2 protein-coding genes and 1 pseudogene are annotated in these 2,469 nt (G+C 46.3%); 2 read left to right on the top strand and 1 reads right to left on the bottom strand.

What is annotated here, in order from left to right; all coding sequences use genetic code 11:
* A pseudogene (locus ACTXGO_RS12375) lies at positions 1-459 on the top strand (hypothetical protein); the annotation flags it as partial.
* A gap of 82 nt (positions 460-541) precedes the next feature.
* Here ACTXGO_RS12375 and trpB read toward each other — a convergent pair.
* A complete protein-coding gene (gene trpB, locus ACTXGO_RS12370) occupies positions 542-1,768 on the bottom strand; it encodes a tryptophan synthase subunit beta (RefSeq protein WP_443541151.1) in 1,227 nt (408 codons plus the stop codon).
* A 246-nt stretch (positions 1,769-2,014) separates the two neighbouring features.
* On the opposite strand from trpB, the gene ACTXGO_RS12365 reads away from it, so the two are divergent.
* The coding region (locus ACTXGO_RS12365) for an NAD(P)-binding protein (RefSeq protein WP_443574753.1) at positions 2,015-2,469 on the top strand (455 nt) is incomplete at its 3' end.

The following is a 2,469-nucleotide window of genomic DNA, read 5'->3' as shown; positions in this document are numbered from 1 at the left end:
GCGATTGCTTTTTCTTTTAATGAGCTGATTGAGCGCACTCTATTTTGGGAGGCTTATACTCGTCAGTATCCAGAGAGTTATTTCATTGATGAAGCCAAATCGCTATTTGAGAAGTATCGCTATTTAGTATTTTTTGGTTCAGAAAATACGCAGTGGACGGATGATACTATTCGTGAATTTTATGACAGTAAAGATGAGCAAACTATGCAAGAAGTGGCTGAGATTCCCAATCAACTTTTGGCAACAGACGCACAAATCTTTCTAGATTTTATGACGTTGTCAGACAGCGAGCGGCAACAGCAATATCCTATACCGCCTACAGACAATAGCAATGACAAAATGAATAAGCGAGCGCTTGCCTATGCGCAGCTCGCGCAAGCGTTATCACTGACCTCTCCTTGGCGTACGAGCAATAAGAGTTGTAGCGCTGGCGTGATTTGTGTAGATAATGACGGATAAACAACGACGTTAAATAAAAAAACGTTTGATAGAGCATACTATCAAACGTTTTTTTATATCAAAAGCAGATAGGATTTGTGCTCTATAGCGTCACTTTGTCCAAAATAAAATCAATATCTTTATCGCCGCGCCCTGATAGATTGACTAATATAGTCTCATCAGGCGACATGTCTTTTGCCACTCGCATCGCATAGGCAATGGCGTGTGCGGTTTCAAGCGCTGGGATGATACCCTCTAATCGTGACAACGCCATAAAAGCGTTCAAACACTCGCTATCGGTTGCCGACTCGTAAGTCGCCATATTCTTATCTTTTAGTAGCGAATGCTGCGGGCCGACGCCTGGATAATCAAGACCTGAGGCGATTGAATGCACAGGCGCAGGCTCGCCCTCTTTATCTAGTAGCACGTAGCATTTAAAGCCATGAATCTCACCCTTGATCCCAAGCGTCATCGTCGCCGCATGATTAGGGGTATCCAAGCCCTCACCCGCAGGCTCGACGCCTACCTTTTCAACGTCCGTATCACCCAAAAAGCCACTAAAGATACCGATAGCATTGGAGCCGCCGCCAACACAAGCGACTACTTTATTAGGTAATTGACCAGTCGTCTCCAAGAACTGCGTACGCGCTTCACGACCGACTACCGACTGAAAGTAGCTGACGATTTCAGGATAAGGCGCTGGCCCGAGCGCTGAACCAATCGCAAACATACTGTTATCTAAATCACCAAGATAGGTCTCAAACGCGCTATCGACCGCTTCTTTTAGCGTGCCTGCGCCGCGCGAGACGGGTACTATTTTGGCACCTAAGATTTTCATTCGGCTAACATTAGGATGCTCTTTTTCGATATCGACCACGCCCATATGGATCTCACACTCGACGCCCATTAGCGCCGCTGCGGTTGCTAACGCCACACCATGTTGTCCTGCGCCTGTCTCGGCGATGACTTTAGTTTTGCCGAGCTTTTTGGCGAGCAGTACTTCACCCAAGCAGTGATTAATCTTGTGCGCGCCCGTATGGTTTAGGTCTTCACGTTTAAAATAAATCTGCGCGCCGCCGCAATGCTCGGTTAAGCGCTTAGCATGGAATATCGGGCTTGGCCTGCCAACGTAAGTCTCGCGCAGACGTTTCATCTCTGCGATAAAGTCGTCTTCTTTGATGATCTCACGAAAGCCTGCTTCAATCTCTTCCATAGCTTTTTCCAATTCGGGATGACCGATCTTGCCGCCAAACTCGCCATAAAGACCGTCGCTGCTGGGCAGGAGTAATTGATGTAAGCCGTAACTATTTGCCGCATTGTCAGTCGTCATGTTTTAACCTTTTGGTGATCTATTTTGAGATGCTGTCGTAAGCTGATACAAATTTTAGGGCAAGTGTTATAACAGGTCAAGGAGCACTTAAGGCTTATTTATTACGGCTTGAGAAATAGCTAATCTCTATGATTTAAATGCGATCTTGATTTCATCGAACTTAGTAAATCGCCGTTCTGAAACAATAACGACACTTTTGTTTGCTAGACTCTCGCCTATCAAATTAGCAAAATTTTAGAGAGCACTATGCAAAGACGTAAATTTATAAAATCTATGGGCTTAGGGGTCGCGACGGTCAGTGCATCGGTCACCATGAGCGGCTGCCAAACCCTCGCCAAACAGCCAAAACTACCTAGCACCGTGACTCAAGCGGGTCACTTTGACAATATCATCGTCGGTAGTGGTTACGGCGGCGCGGTATCAGCACTGAGACTCAGTGAAAAAGGCCATAAAGTATTGATATTAGAGATGGGTATGCGCTGGGATAGAACGCCCGAGCACGATACGTTTTGCAAAATGATTACTGCGGATAAACGCTCGAGTTGGTTTAGTAACTTTCCCAATGCGCCTATCCCGATTCCCATTCCCATCCGAAAATACCCTGGCGTGTTAGATTTAATCGAATATGATGATATGAAAGTCTTCGCAGGACGCGCTTATGGTGGCGGCTCTATCGTCAATGGCGCGATTGCTATCCAGCC

Source organism: Psychrobacter sp. T6-1 (assembly GCF_052258445.1).
Note: the sequence above shows the minus strand (reverse complement) of the source record. Positions and strands in the feature narration are given on the sequence as shown.

Coding starts and splice junctions, on each gene's coding strand:
- trpB (WP_443541151.1), bottom strand. CDS start 1,768: ATGACGACTGACAATGCGGCAAATAGTTACGGCTTACATCAATTACTC.